At 41.5% G+C, this 16350-nt stretch carries 21 protein-coding genes; 8 read left to right on the top strand and 13 right to left on the bottom strand.

The window, feature by feature from the left end; translation table 11 throughout:
* Positions 1-136 precede the first annotated feature (136 nt).
* Positions 137-781, top strand: coding sequence for an SDR family oxidoreductase (locus tag J7E37_RS08675; protein WP_214740023.1), 645 nt, complete (start codon positions 137-139; stop codon positions 779-781).
* Positions 782-828: 47 nt separating this feature from the next.
* Here J7E37_RS08675 and J7E37_RS08670 read toward each other — a convergent pair whose 3' ends face one another.
* From J7E37_RS08670 to J7E37_RS08660, 3 genes are all read right to left on the bottom strand, one after another.
* On the bottom strand, positions 829-1905 hold the full coding sequence (locus tag J7E37_RS08670) for a mechanosensitive ion channel family protein (protein WP_214740025.1): 1077 nt from the start codon (positions 1903-1905) through the stop codon (positions 829-831).
* Positions 1906-2059: 154 nt separating this feature from the next.
* On the bottom strand, positions 2060-2356 hold the full coding sequence (locus tag J7E37_RS08665; protein WP_215023571.1) for a spore coat protein: 297 nt from the start codon (positions 2354-2356) through the stop codon (positions 2060-2062).
* A complete protein-coding gene (locus tag J7E37_RS08660; RefSeq protein ID WP_192472069.1) occupies positions 2353-2562 on the bottom strand; it encodes a hypothetical protein in 210 nt (69 codons plus the stop codon). Before J7E37_RS08660 ends, J7E37_RS08665 begins: the two co-directional genes overlap by 4 nt.
* Before the next feature lie 127 nt (positions 2563-2689).
* Between J7E37_RS08660 and J7E37_RS08655 the strand changes: the two genes are divergently transcribed.
* The 3 genes from J7E37_RS08655 to J7E37_RS08645 are packed head-to-tail and all read left to right on the top strand — an operon-like array spanning position 2690 to position 4432.
* Positions 2690-2917 (top strand): spore coat protein, encoded by a 228-nt coding sequence (locus J7E37_RS08655; RefSeq protein ID WP_214779002.1) that lies wholly within the window; start codon positions 2690-2692, stop codon positions 2915-2917.
* Positions 2917-3279, top strand: a complete 363-nt coding sequence (locus J7E37_RS08650) for a spore coat protein (protein ID WP_215023570.1) — start codon at positions 2917-2919, stop codon at positions 3277-3279. The genes J7E37_RS08655 and J7E37_RS08650 overlap by 1 nt, the downstream gene beginning before the upstream one ends.
* A 16-nt stretch (positions 3280-3295) precedes the next feature.
* The gene (locus J7E37_RS08645) at positions 3296-4432 is read left to right on the top strand and encodes a zinc-dependent alcohol dehydrogenase (RefSeq protein ID WP_215023568.1); all 1137 of its coding nucleotides are present in this window, start codon (positions 3296-3298) and stop codon (positions 4430-4432) included.
* Positions 4433-4473: 41 nt separating this feature from the next.
* On the opposite strand, the gene J7E37_RS08640 is transcribed toward J7E37_RS08645, so the two are convergent.
* Positions 4474-5715: an erythromycin esterase family protein gene (locus J7E37_RS08640; RefSeq protein ID WP_215023566.1), complete on the bottom strand. Its 1242-nt coding sequence runs from the start codon at positions 5713-5715 to the stop codon at positions 4474-4476.
* Positions 5716-6141: 426 nt separating this feature from the next.
* Here J7E37_RS08640 and J7E37_RS08635 point away from each other — a divergent pair, with 426 nt between their 5' ends.
* On the top strand, positions 6142-6468 hold the full coding sequence (locus J7E37_RS08635) for an Mpo1-like protein (protein WP_214778994.1): 327 nt from the start codon (positions 6142-6144) through the stop codon (positions 6466-6468).
* A 57-nt stretch (positions 6469-6525) separates the two neighbouring features.
* Here the strand turns inward: J7E37_RS08635 and J7E37_RS08630 are convergent, their stop codons facing one another.
* The 4 genes from J7E37_RS08630 to J7E37_RS08615 all read right to left on the bottom strand — a co-directional run bounded on the left by J7E37_RS08630 (position 6526) and on the right by J7E37_RS08615 (position 9695).
* The gene (locus J7E37_RS08630) at positions 6526-7242 is read right to left on the bottom strand and encodes a YebC/PmpR family DNA-binding transcriptional regulator (RefSeq protein WP_215023564.1); all 717 of its coding nucleotides are present in this window, start codon (positions 7240-7242) and stop codon (positions 6526-6528) included.
* 285 nt (positions 7243-7527) lie between these two features.
* Positions 7528-8520 (bottom strand): LLM class flavin-dependent oxidoreductase, encoded by a 993-nt coding sequence (locus J7E37_RS08625; protein WP_215023562.1) that lies wholly within the window; start codon positions 8518-8520, stop codon positions 7528-7530.
* A gap of 3 nt (positions 8521-8523) precedes the next feature.
* The gene (locus tag J7E37_RS08620; protein ID WP_483297204.1) at positions 8524-8817 is read right to left on the bottom strand and encodes a DUF3219 family protein; all 294 of its coding nucleotides are present in this window, start codon (positions 8815-8817) and stop codon (positions 8524-8526) included.
* An 86-nt stretch (positions 8818-8903) separates the two neighbouring features.
* Positions 8904-9695, bottom strand: coding sequence for an alpha/beta fold hydrolase (locus tag J7E37_RS08615; protein WP_215023558.1), 792 nt, complete (start codon positions 9693-9695; stop codon positions 8904-8906).
* Between the two features lie 152 nt (positions 9696-9847).
* On the opposite strand from J7E37_RS08615, the gene J7E37_RS08610 reads away from it, so the two are divergent.
* Entirely contained in the window at positions 9848-10996 is a 1149-nt protein-coding gene (locus tag J7E37_RS08610) for a glycoside hydrolase family 18 protein (RefSeq protein WP_215023556.1), read from the top strand.
* A 205-nt stretch (positions 10997-11201) separates the two neighbouring features.
* On the opposite strand, the gene J7E37_RS08605 is transcribed toward J7E37_RS08610, so the two are convergent.
* The 5 genes from J7E37_RS08605 to J7E37_RS08585 form a co-directional block, all read right to left on the bottom strand.
* Positions 11202-11471, bottom strand: coding sequence for a hypothetical protein (locus J7E37_RS08605; RefSeq protein WP_215023553.1), 270 nt, complete (start codon positions 11469-11471; stop codon positions 11202-11204).
* 135 nt (positions 11472-11606) lie between these two features.
* A complete protein-coding gene (locus J7E37_RS08600) occupies positions 11607-11876 on the bottom strand; it encodes a DUF1292 domain-containing protein (RefSeq protein WP_215023551.1) in 270 nt (89 codons plus the stop codon).
* A gap of 101 nt (positions 11877-11977) precedes the next feature.
* On the bottom strand, positions 11978-12889 hold the full coding sequence (locus J7E37_RS08595; protein WP_214778977.1) for a CBASS cGAMP-activated phospholipase: 912 nt from the start codon (positions 12887-12889) through the stop codon (positions 11978-11980).
* A gap of 123 nt (positions 12890-13012) precedes the next feature.
* Entirely contained in the window at positions 13013-14473 is a 1461-nt protein-coding gene (locus J7E37_RS08590; protein ID WP_214778976.1) for an alanine/glycine:cation symporter family protein, read from the bottom strand.
* Between the two features lie 478 nt (positions 14474-14951).
* A complete protein-coding gene (locus J7E37_RS08585; protein ID WP_251009564.1) occupies positions 14952-15818 on the bottom strand; it encodes a dimethylarginine dimethylaminohydrolase family protein in 867 nt (288 codons plus the stop codon).
* Between the two features lie 166 nt (positions 15819-15984).
* Between J7E37_RS08585 and J7E37_RS08580 the strand changes: the two genes are divergently transcribed.
* Positions 15985-16128, top strand: a complete 144-nt coding sequence (locus J7E37_RS08580) for a hypothetical protein (RefSeq protein WP_214778974.1) — start codon at positions 15985-15987, stop codon at positions 16126-16128.
* A gap of 11 nt (positions 16129-16139) precedes the next feature.
* A complete protein-coding gene (fbpA, locus tag J7E37_RS08575) occupies positions 16140-16292 on the top strand; it encodes a Fur-regulated basic protein FbpA (protein WP_214778972.1) in 153 nt (50 codons plus the stop codon).
* The last annotated feature ends 58 nt before the right edge of the window (positions 16293-16350 follow it).

Genomic DNA, 16350 nt, shown 5'->3' with positions numbered 1-16350 from the left:
TTGGATTTAATAGTTCAATTCATACCTTTTACAATAGTAAATAAAGGGTAGATTATATACATGTGCGTTATACAAACCTTAATGTGAACCAGAGTTTTATTTTGTATGACCTAAGAATTTTCAAGGAGGTTATCTGATGAAAGTACTTGTCGTAGGTGCAAATGGACAGATTGGCAAACAACTCGTTGATCTGCTTAAAGAAAGCAGCGAACATGATGTAAGAGCGATGCTGAGAAAACCGGAACAAACTCCGGAGTTTGAAGAAAAAGGTGTTGAAACTGTAATCGCCAGCCTTGAAGGTACCGTTGAAGACATCGCATCTGCAGCAAAAGGCTGCGATGCCATTGTGTTCGCAGCAGGTTCAGGAGGACATACAGGTTTGGATAAAACTCTGTTAGTGGATCTTGACGGCGCTGTGAAAACGGTGGAGGCTGCAGAACAGGCTGGGATTGACCGGTTCATAATGGTCAGTGCCCTGCAAGCACACAAAAGAGAGAATTGGTCTGAAGCCATTAAGCCTTATTATGTAGCAAAACACTATGCGGATCGCGCTTTATTGCAGAGCAGCCTTAATTATACAATCATCAGGCCTGGCGGGTTACTGAACGAAGCAGGTACGGGTAAAATTGAGGTTGCTGAGAACCTGAAAACGGGCTCGATTCCAAGAGTTGATGTAGCAAAAACCGTATTGGCATGCTTAAAAGCGAAAAATACATTCAAGAAATCTTTTGATTTAATTTCTGGAGAAACTGATATTGTTGATGCTCTTAAAAACATTTAATCAGCATCAAAAAGAGAGTTTGCCATGCTGGTAAACTCTCCTTTTTCTTATTCTGCTTCTTCTGATGTGAAATGGTTAGTTTTATCACTCATTTGGAAGGTTATTGCTGGCAGCTGAATATTTTTATCGACAAAAATCGCTGCTACCATATGTCTCAATTTACTTTCGATCTTCTCTTTAATTTCAAAGTTAACGACCGGAATTTCGATCAGGAACTCCATTGCCTTGCTGTGGAAATCAATAAAACGGATATCAGGTTCCGGAGAATCAAGGATTCCTTCCTCATTTTCCTTAATTTCGTGTACCGCTTGTTCAAGCAGTGCCTGCACCATATGGGTATCTGTTCCAAAAGCGACACTCACCTTTACCTGAGCCATCATTCTTGCGCTGGTTCGGTTCTTGACGATCTGTTCGATAAAATACTGGTTAGGAACAATCAAAGTCCCTTCCTTTGCAGTACGGATAATTGTAGATCTTAAGCGGATATTTTCTACCCGTCCGACCTTATCATTGATCTCAATGATTTCCCCTACCTCGATTGGTCTTTCAAACAAAATAATGATACCCGATACAAAGTTACCAGCAACATTCCTCATGCCAAAACCAATACCAATGCCAAGAACTCCAAAAACGGCTCCTATCGCAGTCAGGTTGATCCCGACACTGGTCAGACTTACAGCCAGTGCGGCAAACATAACAGTATAGTATATGATTTGGTTGAAAGTGTAGCCCAATCCTCTATCCACTCCGTAGTAATCGTAGATCGAGGATAAAATATACTTATTGAAAAGCTTAACTAGCCTGTGTGCCAGCGAAACGATCAGGAAGGCTATGACAATCAGCAAGATTGTCACCTTTACTTCCCCATGGGTATATAGCGGTTCAAATAACCATTCATTCTCTGAGAAGGTTAATAGGAGTAAAATGATAATCCCATAAAAAGTTACCCAGTCCGCAAGCGAATCGATTATCGGCAGAGATCTTTGGAAGAATCTCGAATCTTGTGCAGCCGAAACCTTAGCAACCCTTTTTATTAGCCAATTTCCTACTATAATGATCACTAAAAATACAGCAAGTCTGATAATATCGCCGCGAGAAATGTCCCTAATAAAAGTATCTACCATGTGTCCCACCTGCAATTCCAATATATCAGTCTATTCCTGTAAAACAAGCGGATTAAACTTAACGGGTTTAAAAGCACTACAGTTGGACAACGATAAACGAAATTTGTAACAAAAATTCCGTATAAAAAGAGACTGCGTATGCAGTCTTTACAGTTTAATCCGCTAGGTTCAAAGCGGTATCAGCAGTATCCAAATCCACTCTGATTTGTTCTCCAAGATTATGCGGGTGGTAAAATCCCATTTCAACCATATACTCTGAAATGTTCTCATGAGCTTCTACTGCCGCCCTCAGCTGTTCCCGAAATGCCTCCCTTAATTCGGGTGTGGCAGTTTCCGTTATTGCGAATGAAAGGTTTCGGATCCCTGACTTAATGGATATTAAATAATCTGTTGCGATTACCTGGTCTGTCATCCCTGCCATGCCCGCCAGATTGTGCAAGATGTTCGTCATGCCCGATTCTCCTCCTTCTTGGTCAAAAGCTCCTTCATCCGATTGATATGTGCGGTTGATGCCGCCACTTCATCGGTTAAGATTTCTTTTAGCCTTAAGTCCTTAACAAGCAAGCCCATAGCTGTTGCTTTTGTTAATGTGACACTTTTGAACGTCATAACCTCCAGCAATTCAAGGGTCTCATGTATACCTAAATATTTCGTCATAAGCTATCTCTCCTATTTCTAAGCTCTCCCTGTTATATTTCCATTAAAACATTCCATTATTCTGACATTCTGTATAAACACCCTCCATAATTGGAAAATTAAATATGTTCTTATTGGAGGTGAATTTATGGAGAAAGAAACACTTGCCTTCCATGAAACGATGGAAGCTCACGAAATATTGAATTTTAAAACAATCAGTGTCCTTAAATCAAAATTGATGCAGGGTCTCTGTTTTGATAACGACCTGAAAGCATTGATGGAAAAAGATGTCCAACAGTCGATCGCAGCAATTGATGAATTGAAAGTATTTTATAAAGGTGCTAGAACAAAACCATTGAAGGAAGGTGAAGTCTGATGGAAATGGATTACCTTGATCCCCAGGGTGCTGAGCACATGCCCGAGATGGCCGATGCATCATTTGCGCTGGACTTTCTCCTCTGGATCAAAACTGGTATACACACTTACGGTATTGCCATCACTGAAACAGCCAATGGAGAGCTTAGGAAATCCCTATACAATCAAATGGAACAAGCGATTGACCTTCACGCTGAAGTTTCCGATTTGATGATGAAGAAGGGCTGGCTGTACCCCCATGATGTAGGAAAGCAAGTGGAATTGGATTTAAAATCTGCGGACATGGCAGTAAGTATCGGAAAGATGGATCTATTCCCAATTGACACGGATCGGCTTGGAATGTTCGCGACACCAGATAAATAAAGGAGGAATGTCTATTATGAAAGCCGTTACGTATCAAGGGAGCAAAAATATACAGGTCAAGAATGTAAAAGATCCTGAAATAAAGAATTCAGATGACATCATCATAAAAGTAACCGCTTCGGCTATTTGCGGGTCTGATTTGCACCTTTTGCATCAAATGATCCCGAATTTGCCTACAGACTACGTAATTGGGCACGAACCAATGGGTGTAGTCGAAGAAGTTGGACCTGGTGTGAACAAGCTAAAGAAAGGCGACAGAGTGATCATTCCTTTCAATGTCAGCTGCGGAGAATGCTGGTATTGTAAAAATGACATCACTTCACAGTGTGATAATTCCAATCCACATGGAGAAATGGGAGGTTTCTTTGGCTACTCGGAAACAACGGGAGGTTACGCTGGCGGCCAGGCTGAATATATGCGTGTTCCTTACGGGAATTTCACCCCTTTTAAAATCCCCGAGGATTGTGAAGTTGAGGATGAAAAACTTGTACTTTTGGCAGATGCTGCAGCAACAGCATTGTGGAGCGTTGACCATGCAGGTGTCAAATCAGGCGACACAGTGGTGGTTTTAGGCTGCGGTCCGGTGGGTTTGCTCGCGCAAAAATTCGCCTGGTTTAAAGGAGCGAAGAGAGTAATAGCTGTTGATCATTTGAACTACCGTTTAGAGCATGCAAAAAAGACAAATAAAGTTGAAACAGTTAACATAGAGGAACACCAGAATACCGGCGAATACCTGAAGGAGATCACCAAGGGCGGAGCTGATATTGTCATTGATTGCACGGGTATGAGCGGAAAAATGTCTCCGCTTGAATACCTGGCTGCTGGCTTGAAGCTGCATGGCGGTGCGATGGGCGGTCTTGTCATAGCCTCTCAGGCTGTCCGCAAGGCTGGTACAATCCAAATCACCGGTGTCTATGGAGGCAGATATAATGCTTTTCCTCTAGGCGACATTTTCCAGAGAAACGTGGATCTCAAGATGGGCCAGGCACCGGTAATCCCTTATATGTCCTACCTTTATGATATTATTTCTAATGGGAAAATGGATCTAAGCGATGTCATCACTCATGTTCTTCCTCTTGATCAAGCGAAACACGGCTATCAAATTTTTGACACCAGGACGGACGGCTGCATTAAAGTGGTCCTGAAGCCGTAAAGCTTACACAAAACGTCCCATTTTAAGGGACGTTTTTAGGTTCATAAGAATATTGGTGATAAGGCTCTGGTTTCATCGATAAAAATAAAGGCATCATATCTTCTGGCAATATAAGATGGAACATAGTTCCCTAAATGTTCGAGTTTTGGATCATAGACAACTCCTATTGCCCGATGACCCAACACACGATCAAAATCCCTTTCGTTTTCCTGGCTGAATAAGATATATTTATCGAATGCCCCTGCCTGGTGCAAAGCATCCTCCCAGCTTCCATTCTGGGCCTCCGGAACGTCCATTACATCGACAGAACCACCCCACTGGTCAGAAGCAATCACTGTGCCATGGTGTGTGCCAAAACCAATTGCGTAAACATCCTGGCCATATTTTTCCCTTAGAATTTGTCCAACATTTATCATGCCTTCATCCGCCATACCTGTTGCCCTTGCATCTCCAATATGGGTATTATGCTCCCATATGATTGCTTTGGCACCTTCTCCATGGGCATGCACGACTTTTTCAAGAGCGCTCACCATGTGGGTATCACGGATGTTCCAATCCTCTGCACCGCCTTTGGCCATTGCCCGGTAGTAACGTTCAGCGTCTAGCATGACAAGGCTGTTAACCTCCAAATTCAAGTCACCCTCCTGCTCTTTAGGGTAACTCTTCCGCTTTTTCTGAAGGTCAATCAGAACCTTTATAACTTCCTCTGTACAATTTTCCCCATAATATGCTGATGAAATTGCATAATTCTTCCCCCGTCGATCAAAGGGTTCGAAGCAGGAAAAAGCTTGTTTCGCCGACTCGACATCACCTGGCGAAATTTTTTCAAGCTGCCGGATGATTTCTTCCATTGACTCCCACAGACTGTAAACATCCAGACCGTAGAAACCAACTGGTTTTTCTGCTGACTCATTATAGTTCTTTAACCATCTTACAAGTTCAAGTATTTCTTCATTTGCCCACATCCATGAGGGCCAGCGGCCGAAATCTTTAAGTGCTGTATGAGAGTCGGTGTCACTAAACCCTTTAATATATTGATTCACAGTGAAACACGATGGCCAGTCACCTTCTACAGCAATAAAAGAAAACCCATGGTCTGCAATCAATCTTTTACTGATTTCTGCCCTGATGGTATAGAATTCGGACGTTCCGTGAGAAGCCTCTCCCAGCATCACATACTGTTTTTCTGCAGCAGCTTCTACAATTGCGTCGAGGTCATCATATGTATCAAATCTTACTGCATGATTTTTAATGGATTGGACTAGATCGCCTTTTGAAGCCATGGTGCACCTCCAATATTTTAAAAGCCAATTATTGTCTCGGATTTTTTCCCTCGTGCATTGAATAGGGCTCTGAATAACCGTAAAAATCTATTTGGCAGGGAAAGAACAACGTTTCCGAAAGGCTCTTTTCTCAAACTTTGTTGCTATTGAACACAAAAATAGGATTGAATGAACTATGTTTCTTTGCAAAGTTGACTTAATAAGGAGAAATGAGGATGCAAACTTAATGCTGACCTGCTAAATAGCTTTAAATTACGTTTAAATCGGCTTTAGGATTTTAACAACAATCTTTACGAAAATAGCCTTCCTAAAGAGCCTTTATTAATTTACCCTTTCTTCCCGCAAGAAATCTGTATTCTTGAAAATTAGAGGAATTTTCAGCATCGCATAGAACTATATTTAGTAAATAATATTAGGAGGTTGACAATGGAGTTTAAAGATTATGAAGAGTTCTGGCCTTTCTATTTATCGCAGCATAGTAAACGTTCAACAAGAGGATGGCATTTTGTTGGTACAAGTTTCGTTTTCGTATTTTTGATCGCTGCTCTCATTACGTTTAACTTCTGGTTAATATTGTTGGCTCCAGTCACTGCTTACGCGTTCGCATGGTTCAGCCATTTCTTTATCGAAGGCAACAAGCCAGCCACATTCGGGCACCCCGTCTGGTCACTCCGTGCAGATTTCCGCATGTACAGGTTAATCTTATTAGGTAAACTGGACAAGGAACTGGACAAACATAAATTGGCAGGTTGAATTTTTTCAAAAAAAACAAACCCATTCAATTTTGATGGGTTTGTTTTTTACGTTTAATTATACTAAATCAACATTATGATATACCTGCTGTACATCCTCTAAATCTTCCAGCGCATCAACAAGCTTTTCGAATTGTTCCTGCGAATCTGGGTCCAGAGCCACTTCATTCTGAGGCAGCATGGTAAGTTCAGCTACAGTAAAGTCTGAGATACCGGCATTCCTGAATGCCTCCTGGATTGCGTGGAATTGTTCAGGCTCACCATAAATAATGATGGATTCATCTTCTTCAAGGATATCGCGTGCATCAACATCCGCTTCCATCAATATTTCCAATGCCTCATCAGCTGACTTTCCTTCAAATCCGATTACTGCAGTTTTGTCGAACATATAAGATACGGATCCAGCTACTCCCATGTTCCCTCCGTTCTTACCAAAAGCAGCTCGCACATTGGAAGCAGTACGGTTTACGTTGTTTGTAAGTGCATCAACGATCACCATGGATCCATTAGGGCCAAACCCTTCGTATCGAAGCTCCTGATAATTTTCTTCGGCTCCGCCCTTGGCTTTATCGATTGCACGGTCAATAATGACTCTTGGTACATTATATGTCTTCGCTCTTTCGAGGACGAATTTCAGCGCCTGGTTGGATTCTGGATTTGGTTCACCTTGTCTGGCTGCAACATAAATCTCAAGCGCGAATTTTGAATAAACCCTGCTTGTATTTGCATCCTTGGACGCTTTCTTCTCTTTAATGTTGTTCCATTTACGACCCATAAATTCCACTCTCTTTCAACTTATATCAGATAGCCGCAATTATTTAGATACATGCTGCAGCATCTTCTCACAGATAATATTATACCTTAAATGGAAGATTTGTTAAGAGGTTAGTATACGGGGGAACTAAAGTGTTCATGTCCAAATAGGCACTCTTGGAGCACGAAACAGAATACCAGGATGAAAAAAGTGTCTCAATACGGGTTATTGAAACACGAATTCAACAGGCCGAATGAAAAAAGTGTCTCAATACGGGTTATTGGAACACGAAATGTCCACTCGCCGCTAAAGCATTTCTCCCCCAATTAGTTCATAGGATTTTATCCGGTCCTCTGGTGAATATGTGATAGTCAGGACCATTATTTCATCAGCGTTATACTTCTGATGCAAATCAAGCAATCTCTCTTTTACTTGCATTGGATTCCCTATAATCATTTTTCGCTTCATGTTTTCTACAGTTTGATAATCCTCTCCAGTAAGCTTGTATTCCTTTGCGGCTTCCATAGAAGGTACACCAGATAAACCTTCTCCTTTTCCCTGCTGGATGTTCCATATAAGCGAGCTTAATGCAATTTCTTCCGCTTGTTCAGTGGTCTCAGCACATATGGCCGAAACAGTCAAAATGGTATGCGGAGATTTTGTGCTTCCTGGCTTGAAGGAATTATAATATCCTTGCAAAATGTCTTGTGGGTCCTTGTCGCTCATAAATAAACCAAACGCATAAGCCATTCCGTACTCAGCCGCGAGCCTCGCGCTTTTTTTACTCGTGCCGAGAAGCCAGGGTTCAGGAGGGACTTCTGGTAAGGGTGCGGCTGTAATTTTAGCAAGTTCACTGTCTTCCGGATGATTGTCATTAATAAAATGAAGCAAGTCCTTCAATGATTCAGGCAGTTTCCAAACATTTTGCAGGAAGTTGTCTGATAAAGCATTTGTTACTTCTGCAGCTCCTCCTGGAGCACGGCCGATTCCGATATCAATCCGGCCTGGGAACAATGTTGCAAGCAAATTATAAAGCTCCGCCACTTTATACGGTTTGTAGTGTGGAAGCAATACAGCGCCAGAACCTATTCGAATCTTGCTTGTCCTTGCCCCGATATAGGGCAGCATGACCTCGGGTGCTGGACATGCCAAACCAGGTATATTATGGTGCTCAGCGATCCAGTAACGTGTATACCCTAATTTCTCGGCAGTCTGTGCAAGCAAAACGGATTGCTCCAATGCATCTCTGGCCATCTGATTCGCCGAAATCGGTGCCTGGTCAAGTATACTTAACTTCATGGCTTACTCCTTTATTTCCAATAAGGCTAATTTAAAGGTACCGACCTGCCCGCTTTTATATAAATTCGTAACAGAGGTCGAGTACTCGACGATTTTTCCTCTAAAGGCTGCATCTCGCGCAGGAACCTGCACATCAAATTCTCCTTTATATAATAATGTGGTGACATCATGATAGTCTTCGCTTGTAACGGGAAATTCCACTGCAATTCGCTTGAGTCCGCCTTGATTTCCCATTTCTAAACTTTTGACCAAGATGGGATGGCCATCTAAAACTATTCTATCCCCCAATATATTCACTCCTTTACACTTGCTGAATATATTTTATCATCCCTGAAAGATAAATAAAAAAAGCCTGCCCTATGCGGACAGGCTGCCTTGGACCGTTATATTTTTGAGAGAAAATCCTTCATTACCTTGACAAGTTCTTCCGGCTGTTCGTACATGCTCATATGGCCGGCACCTTCAATGATTTGCTTTTCGATATTTGGTTTCGTTACAGTAAATGTTTTTTCAGCAGGAATAATCTGATCCATTTCGCCTGCAACCAAAAGAACAGGCAGTTCAGTGTCTTCCAACACATGATTCCTATCTGGCCTATTTTTCATGGCGATCAATGCGCTGACAAGGCCTTCCGCTATTGTATTCATGCCAATTTTCACAGTCTCTTCGATTTCCGTTGAATTTTCTACAGTATTTTCAGGAGAAAATAGCTTTCTGGAAAGTCCTTCGATAAATGGTTCCGCTCCCTCTTCCTGAATCTTCTTTGCATTTGCTTCTCTAGCTTCCTTTGCATCATCGGAATCCGGATTAGCCGTCGAATGTACTAAAGAATAGCCGTTTAAATACTGAGGATATATCTCTGCAAATGCCAGGGTGATATAACCGCCGAGTGAATGACCGAACATGGTCACTTTATCCAACCCTATTTGATCAAGTAATTCTTTAATTGTTCCGGCCATGTCCTCAATTGAATAGTTGTTTTTTGACATGCCTGACTCCCCGTGTCCAGGCAGATCAAGTGCAATCACCCGGTACTCGTTGGCGACTTGAGGAATGATTTTATCCCAATAGTGCTTGCTGCCGGCAAATCCATGTATGAGAAGAATTGGATCTCCTTTGCCTTCATCAATAAAACTCATTTCCGTACTCCCAACTCTTACTACCTTTGAGTCCATACATTCCGCTCCTATCATTAAGTATATTAATTATATTCCCTGAAACTCGTTTAATAATCTATCGCTATCATATACAGGCTGATATTTCCACAGCTATAAAGGTGTATTCTCTGTTACAATTTTGAGGTTGATAAAACACAGGAGGATACCTTATGAAAAAACGTTTCCTGCCTATGATGATTGTTTTACTCACCTTCATGGGCGGTTTTATAACTGGAACATTATATTCAAATACACAAAAAATCAAAACGATCGCAATCAGTGCTGAAGCTGCACATTCAACCAAACTACCTGGAGTTAAAAAAGAACCACAACTGAAAGAGCAAGAAGCAAAGGTTTTGATTGGATATGTTCAGGATTTCAGGAAGCCTGAAGACATCGATTATAAAAATCTGACACATGTTGTTTTTTCGTTTGCGCATCCAAACAAGGATGGCAGCCTGTTAATGAATGGCGATTATTCCGTTAAAAATTTAAGGGCGGTTGTTGCTAATGCGCAAAAGTACGATACGAAGGTTATGCTGGCAGTCGGCGGCTGGTACCACATTAATGGCGGAGAATCCTATGATTATTTCAAGGCGGCCATTTCCAACTCTGAATCAAGAAAAAGACTAGTTCGCGAGCTTGTAAGTTTTACAGAAAAAGAAAAGCTTGATGGAGTCGATATTGATTTTGAGCATCCTCGCTCTTCAGAAGATGCCCGCTATCTAGCTTACTTCGCAAAGGAATTAAGTGAACAGCTGAAACCAAATGGGAAAGAACTGTCGATTGCGGTAAACGCCAAGGTGCATAGTGTCACAGGGACTGAAATTCACTCTGTCGTTTTTGAGCCTTCCATGTTCAAATACTTTGATCATGTCAATTTGATGGCTTATGATGGCCAATGGGATGGAGAATATAACGCTGCGAATTTATCACCTTACTCTTATTCTGCTAATATAGTAGCCTATTGGACAGCCCTTTTTGACAAGCATGGATTTTCGAGGGAGAAACTTGTCCTGGGTGTGCCGCTATATGCACAGCCTGAGGATCCTTCGATCAAACAGGTCTCATACGAAGCTCTTATCCAACATCACCCTGCTAATACAGGAAAGGACCAGGTCGAAATGAATGGGACAACATACCATTATAATGGCCATCCCACTTTGAAAAAGAAAACAACTCTTGCCCTCTCCCAACAGCTGGGAGGCTTGATGGTATGGGAAGCAGGTCTTGATGCTAAAGGGGATCACAGTGCCACGGCTCTTATCGCAGATGAATTAAAAACACAGGAAGATCCTCGGTACTATACCAGGAAATAGTGAAGGAAGCCGCTATGGGCTTCCCTTTTTTTTTGCAGATTCAGTTGTCCAGTTCAGTTCCAGTGATAAACATTCTTTCTTTCAATTCTCGAGAAATACCGTTCATAATGAAGCGAAACTGTTTAGGAGAGAGATAATAAAAAGTAACTCCTTTTACTAAGGCCCAAATAGGTGGAGGGCAGCCTCTCTTCTAGCTGCTGAAGTGCTAGGAGCCGATTTCTTCAAATTCTCTTATTTTCTCAAGCCTTTCTACCAGTACCATGCATTTCCTGTCGCCAATTTCATATATATACATTTTATGGCCGTTTTCCTTAAGGAGCTTCTTGAATTGGATCTCGCCTGATAGGTCATATCCCTTGGCCAAATCCGAAATTTTCTTAAGTATTTGCTCCCTGCTTGGTTCGGTAGTAGATGCTATTTTAATAGGAATCGGAATTCCCTTAATTTTAAAAGTAACAAGGACGACGCTATCCAATTGAATCAACTCCTTTAAGAACATTTCGACAAAATCGTTTGATTTCCTTCTGTTTACAGATTTTTTACCAATAAAGCTTTTAACTCCTATTTATAATACCAAAAAAGGAGCGAGGCTTAACCTCCCTCCTGTTCATTATTCTTCTTCATTCATCATTTCATCAAATGCGGAAGACACCTTTTCAAATTCCTCATCAGATTCAATTGCCCCAAAATCTCCGTCTTCATCCACCTTCAAGAAAAAGATGTCAATATCTTCGTCCGTCTCGGTTTGAAGATCTTCTACAAAGCTTACTGCTGCGTAATCAGATCCTTCAATCGTGACCGTAGCGATCACCTCGACCTCCTGTTCTACATCATTCTCGTCACTGATTGTGAATACTTCGCCTACTTCAATCTTTTCCAATCTAATTCCTCCCTTTTCTGTCCTTCTGCACAGAATAGTATTTCTAATCGATCGTTTCAATATTCCATTTTAAGAGTAATCTAAACAGAAAGTATCATCAACTATTCATTTAAGAATGCGGCAATCTGTTTCTTGTGTCCGTCGAACACTTGCCGTCCCAATTCCTTTAATTGAGACATATAAGTAAAATCGTCAAACGGGATTTCCTCCGTTAAAGCCGTATTTAAGCGGAGGTAATTTTCACGCAGCAATAGCCTGGAATGATAGGAAACTGATTCAGAAGAAAGATCCATAGCCAGATCCAAAAGCTTTGGCATGACCTTCAAGGATGGTAGCTGGAATGGGAGCCACTGACGGATTCCCCAGTATCGGTCCTCTTCTATTGTGAAATCAATATTCTGCTGGCCTGTGCCAATGGACAGTATCCGGATATCACTTAAGTCCGTTTTAAAATGATGCAAGGCTTCTGTTATACAAACCAGTGAAGGGTTATTAGCCCATAATCCTCCGTCGATAGATAAATACTGATTGTTCACATTGTTTGGGGGGAAATAAATGGGTGCTGAACAGGACGATAAAACGGCATCCCATAATTTTATCGATAATTCATTCTCTGACGAATAACCGAAGTCCGTTCGATGGATATAGGGTTTTCCGTGAGTAATATCCACAGCAGGAATCAGTAAAGGTTTTTCGATATCCTTCAGTGATAGATCCTTGAAGGCCTGCTTTAACAGCCGCCGCAGATACCTGTCACTATAGACACTTTTGAAAAGTCCGACCTTTGACTTTCTTTCAAAGATTTTTTCTCCATAAGTTTCGTACCTTTCCATCACCTCTTGCATTGATGTGTTCAACGCTGCGGATGCAGCAATGATGGCTCCGGTGCTGGTCCCTGATATAATGTCAAATAAATCACCTACAGGCGTTTCATACTCTTCTTCTATCGCTTGCAGGATGGCAATCGGAAAAACACCTCTTACGCCGCCACCGTCAATGCACAACATTTTCATGATATTCCCCCGCAACAAGCTTAATACTATCATCCTTCCCATTCCACCAAAACAATATAAATAAACTGGATTAGTATTGAAAAAGAGCTGCCCATAAGAGGCAGCTCTTCCGATATGACAATATTATGATACTTTTTCTTTATCATGATTGAAGGAATATTCTTCTTCCCAGTACTCAGCATTTTTAATGCCTAGCTTTTTTGAATTGAAGACTGGATCGAGGCCTTGCTTTTTCTGTTCCTCATAATCCTTCAAAGCAATCAATGCCGGCTTCGCTAGCAGGACAATGGCTATGAGGTTGAGCCACACCATTAATCCCAAACCTGCATCTCCCAGCGCCCATGCAAGAGCCGCTTCCTTGACCGCACCATAGAAGGTTGCAGCCAGAATAACAACCTTAAGGATAAACATAGGCACTTTTCCATCTCTTCCTCTAAGGAGATAAGCAATGTTTGTTTCAGCCATGTAATAGTAGGCCATGATTGTTGTGAAAGCGAAGAAGAACAATGCCACAGCAACAAATTCCGCCCCGAATCCTGGAAGAACCGCATCAACGGCAGCCTGTGTATAGCCTGGACCTGCTTCAACACCCTTTAGGTTCTCGACAATGAATGCACCGTCAGCCCCAACCGTGTTGAACATTCCTGTGAACAGGATCATGAATGCTGTAGCGGAACAAACAAATAAAGTATCAATGTAAACAGAGAACGCCTGGACCAGACCCTGTTTCGCCGGGTGTGAAACCTCTGCAGCAGCGGCTGCGTGCGGACCAGTACCCTGTCCTGCTTCATTGGAGTAGATACCTCGTTTTACCCCCCATGCAATTGCGCTGCCAAGAATACCGCCAAACATTGAGTCAGCACCGAATGCGCTTTTGAAAATCAAGGAGAAAACTGCAGGAACCTCAGAGATATTCATGCCGATAATGACAAGGGCCACAAGGATATATCCAACAGCCATAAATGGAACAGTATATTGGGCAACTGTTGCAATCCTTTTGACGCCTCCGAAAATGATTAGTGCTAAAAGTGCGATTACGATAAAACCTGTCACTGTCTTGCTTACACCAAAAGCGTTTTCAAGACCAAGTGCAATCGAGTTCGACTGAATTCCCGGCATTAGCAGAGACATTGCCAGCAAAGCAGCTATGGCAAATACAATCGCGAACCATTTGATTCCAAGGCCTTTTTCGATGTAGTATGCCGGGCCGCCTCGGTAGAGACCATCTTGCTTAACTTTGTAGATCTGGGCTAAAGTTGATTCTACGAATGCACTTCCTGCCCCGATAAACGCAATCGTCCACATCCAGAAAACAGCACCAGGACCACCCATTGCAATAGCCGTGGCAGTACCTGCGATATTACCTGTTCCGACCCTGCCAGATAAAGCGATAGATAAGGCCTGAAAAGATGAAACACCAGCATCGGAACTTCTTCCTGTGAACATTAGTTTAACCATGTCTTTCAGAAGTCTAACTTGCAGAAAACGTGTCAGGATTGAGAAAAGCAAGCCGATTCCTAAAATGATGTAAATGACCGGGTTGCTCCACAAAATCCCATTGAGCCAAGAAACAAAAGCTTCCAAATGAATCCCCCTTTACAAATTTGATTTCTTGCTATTTTGAATTATAAGATAATTTAGGCTAAAGGACAATCAAAAACTGATATTTAACAGTAAACTATTATTTAAACTGTATAAAAACACAAGTCCGGTCAGGGATTTAGCTGGTTTCATGCTGTCCTTACACTAGGTTGCTCCATGTTCGGACATGTTTTCGCTGGTTCTCTGCAAAGCTGTCCGAAGTTGGCCTTGTATCCTTTAAAATGAAAGGCTGTTTTCGTAAAGACTGTTGTTAAAATCCTAAAGCCGATTTTAACGTGATGTAAAGTCATTTTGTATGTCGGTACTAAGTTTGCAAGCTCTTTTCTCATAATAAGCCTTAATTTTGTAAAGAAACTTAGGTAATACAATCCTATTATGTAGTCAATAGCAACAAAGTTTGAGAAAAGAGCCAAATGAAAAAAGCGAGAGGACGATCGTCTCCCGCTCATTCCATCAGGTATTAATGTACACCTTTCTCACGCAAAATCGGAAGTGTACAGCAGCGGAATGACCCGCCTGATTTAATAATTTCTGTGATATCGACTTCAATTACTTCAAATCCCTTACTTCTGAGTTGTTCATTCACATCTTTATTTACTGGCAGACTTAGGATTCTTTTATTTCCTATACAAAGTACATTAGTCCCTAGAGTGAATTGTTCCTCCTCGCTAACGTCAATTAAATCATAGTGCGAACTGAATAATTTAATATCTTCCTCTGTCAATGCCGGGCGGTAGATCAGTGCAACTTCCGGTGATACGACATTGAAGACACAATCTAGGTGCAGATACTCTGCTTTAAATGGAATGGCCCGCACGTTTAACTGCGGCAGCAAACCTTGTAAATGATCTGCTGCTTGCTGGTTGGTGCGATTGCTTAACCCTACATACACTGTGTCCTGGTCAATGACAACATCTCCGCCCTCGATCTGGTCACCTAACAAATTGTAATAAGATATTTCCTCATCTTCGAGCCACTGTTTCAGGACATCTTCTTCTCCCTTGCGGACATCACTCGCCATGTCAGCAACAAAAATGGTCTGGCCGAGTGTAAAACCGATATCCCTTGTGAATACTTGCTCAGGGTATTTTTTATGGTATGGAAGCAGGATGACCTCCACTCCGAAATTTTTTAATGTATTCACAAATTCACTGTGCTGTTCCAAGGCAACTTCTATATGTATGCCCTCATCCTTGAAGTGTTTCTGGGTTTCATTTATCACATCACGGATTGTCATATACTGCGGCTGGCAAAGAATGACCTTTTTAAGTACATCATATTCATTTATGACATACCCTCTATTTTCCGGCTGCATTTTCTGTTCCATCTTTTATTCCTCCTTATGGACAAATCATTATAGGTTTACCTTATTTTTACTCAATCATTAGTCATCTGCCAAAAAATCTGGTGAGAATTTCTAACACATTTACTGACTCCTTTTAAAAACGCCTTTATGATAGAAAAAAATTAAGGTATGGAAAAGAGGAACAAAGATGGACCAACCAAGTGATTTGGATTTGGCTTACTTAATTATCCTGATCGATACATTTCGGGATGAATTATTCGAAGAGTTATTGGAACGACAAGGAAATCATGCTCAGGATTTGTTGAGAGCAGCACAAAATGGTATTTATTAGGAGGCGATAAAATGTCATTTCACTTACGTTCTGCAATTGAAAAGCTCAAGGACCATTATATCCGCCACTTGCTTACATCAGGAATTACTGACGAAACAGAAGAAAACTTGAAAAAAATGACGATCACAGAACTTCAAAATATCTGTAACGGGCTTAATAAATGATATTTAATGATAATCTTTGCCAAGTATAGTGTTCATGTGAGAAAATATAACATAAAAT

The organism is Bacillus sp. ISL-39 (assembly GCF_018613295.1).
Classification (GTDB): Bacteria; Bacillota; Bacilli; order Bacillales; family Cytobacillaceae; genus Mesobacillus.
The sequence above is the reverse complement of the archived record's forward strand: the minus strand, read 5'-3'. Positions and strand labels throughout refer to the sequence as shown.

Coding starts and splice junctions, on each gene's coding strand:
- J7E37_RS08675 (WP_214740023.1), top strand. CDS start 137: ATGAAAGTACTTGTCGTAGGTGCAAATGGACAGATTGGCAAACAACTC.
- J7E37_RS08670 (WP_214740025.1), bottom strand. CDS start 1,905: ATGGTAGATACTTTTATTAGGGACATTTCTCGCGGCGATATTATCAGA.
- J7E37_RS08665 (WP_215023571.1), bottom strand. CDS start 2,356: ATGACGAACATCTTGCACAATCTGGCGGGCATGGCAGGGATGACAGAC.
- J7E37_RS08660 (WP_192472069.1), bottom strand. CDS start 2,562: ATGACGAAATATTTAGGTATACATGAGACCCTTGAATTGCTGGAGGTT.
- J7E37_RS08655 (WP_214779002.1), top strand. CDS start 2,690: ATGGAGAAAGAAACACTTGCCTTCCATGAAACGATGGAAGCTCACGAA.
- J7E37_RS08650 (WP_215023570.1), top strand. CDS start 2,917: ATGGAAATGGATTACCTTGATCCCCAGGGTGCTGAGCACATGCCCGAG.
- J7E37_RS08645 (WP_215023568.1), top strand. CDS start 3,296: ATGAAAGCCGTTACGTATCAAGGGAGCAAAAATATACAGGTCAAGAAT.
- J7E37_RS08640 (WP_215023566.1), bottom strand. CDS start 5,715: ATGGCTTCAAAAGGCGATCTAGTCCAATCCATTAAAAATCATGCAGTA.
- J7E37_RS08635 (WP_214778994.1), top strand. CDS start 6,142: ATGGAGTTTAAAGATTATGAAGAGTTCTGGCCTTTCTATTTATCGCAG.
- J7E37_RS08630 (WP_215023564.1), bottom strand. CDS start 7,242: ATGGGTCGTAAATGGAACAACATTAAAGAGAAGAAAGCGTCCAAGGAT.
- J7E37_RS08625 (WP_215023562.1), bottom strand. CDS start 8,520: ATGAAGTTAAGTATACTTGACCAGGCACCGATTTCGGCGAATCAGATG.
- J7E37_RS08615 (WP_215023558.1), bottom strand. CDS start 9,695: ATGGACTCAAAGGTAGTAAGAGTTGGGAGTACGGAAATGAGTTTTATT.
- J7E37_RS08610 (WP_215023556.1), top strand. CDS start 9,848: ATGAAAAAACGTTTCCTGCCTATGATGATTGTTTTACTCACCTTCATG.
- J7E37_RS08595 (WP_214778977.1), bottom strand. CDS start 12,889: ATGAAAATGTTGTGCATTGACGGTGGCGGCGTAAGAGGTGTTTTTCCG.
- J7E37_RS08585 (WP_251009564.1), bottom strand. CDS start 15,818: ATGGAACAGAAAATGCAGCCGGAAAATAGAGGGTATGTCATAAATGAA.
- J7E37_RS08580 (WP_214778974.1), top strand. CDS start 15,985: ATGGACCAACCAAGTGATTTGGATTTGGCTTACTTAATTATCCTGATC.
- fbpA (WP_214778972.1), top strand. CDS start 16,140: ATGTCATTTCACTTACGTTCTGCAATTGAAAAGCTCAAGGACCATTAT.